4 protein-coding genes and 1 pseudogene are annotated in these 2,224 nt (G+C 53.0%); 3 read left to right on the top strand and 2 right to left on the bottom strand.

The annotated features are described in order from the left end of the window. Positions 1-245: 245 nt before the first annotated feature. Together H6G62_RS26925 and H6G62_RS26920 are read right to left on the bottom strand one after the other, a co-directional pair. A complete protein-coding gene (locus tag H6G62_RS26925) occupies positions 246-470 on the bottom strand; it encodes a type II toxin-antitoxin system HicB family antitoxin (RefSeq protein ID WP_190500885.1) in 225 nt (74 codons plus the stop codon). 160 nt (positions 471-630) lie between these two features. Then, positions 631-918 (bottom strand): hypothetical protein, encoded by a 288-nt coding sequence (locus H6G62_RS26920; protein WP_190500883.1) that lies wholly within the window; start codon positions 916-918, stop codon positions 631-633. 166 nt (positions 919-1,084) lie between these two features. On the opposite strand from H6G62_RS26920, the gene H6G62_RS26915 reads away from it, so the two are divergent. The 3 genes and pseudogenes from H6G62_RS26915 to H6G62_RS26900 form a co-directional block, all read left to right on the top strand. Then, on the top strand, positions 1,085-1,354 hold the full coding sequence (locus tag H6G62_RS26915) for a type II toxin-antitoxin system ParD family antitoxin (RefSeq protein WP_190500881.1): 270 nt from the start codon (positions 1,085-1,087) through the stop codon (positions 1,352-1,354). A 320-nt stretch (positions 1,355-1,674) separates the two neighbouring features. Then, a complete protein-coding gene (locus H6G62_RS26905; protein ID WP_190500879.1) occupies positions 1,675-1,959 on the top strand; it encodes a DUF6444 domain-containing protein in 285 nt (94 codons plus the stop codon). A gap of 67 nt (positions 1,960-2,026) precedes the next feature. Next, positions 2,027-2,224: pseudogene (locus H6G62_RS26900) on the top strand (IS66 family transposase); the annotation flags it as partial.

Below are 2,224 nucleotides of genomic sequence, written 5' to 3'. Positions count from 1 at the left end.
ACGCCAAGGCCTTGAGGTGTCGCAGATCCCGACGATGGCTATATTGACGCAGCAAGGACAGCACTTGATCATAGAGACAGGTGGTGGCTGGCATGGCAAAGACCCTGAGATATGCAATTCCAGCGTCTCATGTCACCTCACCTTTTCCCCCTCGCAGCACGAGGTTTCAAGCCTTTCACCCACTTCTGTCAGGCAGTCAGCCTTTCTGGCTTTGGTTGATGCCCACTGACCCATCTAAAGTCTCCCTATGCAGCGGCAAACGTAAGACTGGTTAAGCCCAACATCATTTCGCCATGCTCAAGTTTGTCCGCCATCACGCGTAAAGCCAGCGCCTGGACATAGGCAATCGCCTGTTGCCGAGTCTCGCCATAAACCAGAACCCCAGGAATTTCCAAAATCTCTGCAATCCAGCGCCCATCCTCCTCTTGCTCGGTTTCCACGGTAAATTGATTTGATAGGGGCATCTCCATGGGTTAACCTCTGCTTGGTTTTCCTTACAAAAATATTAATGCCAATCTTAACTTAAATGTCAAAAATGTTATGAATTGTGCCTAACAGTGATTGTGGGCTTGCTTTGATAGAAAAAGTTTATGCCTGAACTCAGGTGGTGTAAATTCAGATTCTCAGATGTTAATTACCTTTCTGCTCTTGCTCAATGTCCTGCACAATTGCCGCAAAATCTTCATCATCCTTGAAAATGCCGCCAAACCTTAACCAAGGGTTGCTATCATCTGCGGTTGTTGGAATAGAAATAGGCACCACTTCCGCCTTGGCCAAGCGCTGCTTGAGTAGCTGCTGAATTTGGTCAAGGGCTGTTTGACGATCTCCATCCGTGACCTGAAAGGTGGGCAACTCAAGAACCGTGGCGGTCGTTTGGCCATCGGTAGCCGATTCAAGCAGGATGTTCCAGTTCGTCATGGCCGATTGATCTTCAAGGGTGGGGGGTGTCCTTGCTTACACAGTAGCTCAATAATCGCTAACGTTGCTCAGGCTAAGTGAACCATAGCTATCTCCTAACCTAGATGTTGAGAGAGACCTTAACATGGAAGACATCACCCCAAAAACTAAGACAGGTGTTATCCCGATGCAAATCGTCCTTACCCCTGAACTAGAACAACTCATCCAGCGCCAACTCGCCGCTGGCAAATATCAATCTGCCCTAGAGGTCATCACCGCAGGTATCCACCTCCTCAACCAACAAGACGATCTTTACCAAGGACGACTCCCCGAACTTCAGCGAGAGGCTCAAATGGGCTGGGAAGCCGCTCAGCGTGGCAACTTGGTAGAAGGATCTGCCGCTATGGCCCAAATTCGAGAAAACCTGCGGCCTCGCCACGCCTCTGCCGAATCATGACCCCTCAGTTTTATGGGTCGTTAAACTATAGAAGGCTGTACAATCCTATTTGCCGGAACCGTGCCCTAGGTGTCGTCAGGATATAGCCACAGGTCTAACGTATTGCGACTAATCTGAAAAACACGAGCGACGTAGCTCTTGCGCTCACCTCGGTCAACCGCTGCAACGGCCTTCACTCTTAAATCCACACTGTAGGGGGCAGGCATTGGGGGGCAGGGGCGAAAACAACATCCCTCTTCTGTCCTAACTAGCCTCCGGGCTGCAATATTTGGCTTCCCCGCTCGGACTGGGAGGCGACGCCTGCTAGCGTACAGGGGTTAGTGGCGACCCTGTTAGCAACCATCGCCCAACAGCAGGAACAGTTAGACCATCTAAACAAGCAAGTTATGGCGATGAGTGAGCGCCTGGCTCATCTGGAAGAGCAGGTGCGCCAAACCTCACAGAATTCGTCTAAACCACCGTCGAGCGAAGGCTTTGGCCAAGGGAAGCGGCCCCAACGGCAGGGGGGGAAAGGGCGACGGGGGGGCCAACCGGGCCATGAGGGCCAGTCGCGAGACTTGTACCCGATTGAGGCTTGCACCGAGGTGATAGACCACGTTCCATGAGCACCGCCTGCATCAGTTGGGCTGTGAGCATTGCGGCACGCTGACGCGTAGTGTGTTGCCGGAGGGGGTGACTCGCCGGGGCTACGGGGAACGGTTGAGTGCGCTGGTGGCGTTATTGAGTGGTGGCTATCGACAAAGCCATCGGCAGGTGAAAACGCTGTTAGCGGTGCTGGCGGGCATCGAGATTTCGACCGGTAGTATCAACCGCTTACGTCAGGAGATGAGCGATGCGTTGGCGACCCCCGTGGCGCAAGCCCTGGGGTAT

Origin of the sequence: Phormidium sp. FACHB-1136 (assembly GCF_014697375.1) — a bacterium.
Taxonomy (GTDB): domain Bacteria; phylum Cyanobacteriota; class Cyanobacteriia; order Phormidesmidales; family Phormidesmidaceae; genus Nodosilinea.
The sequence above is the reverse complement of the archived record's forward strand: the minus strand, read 5'-3'. Positions and strand labels throughout refer to the sequence as shown.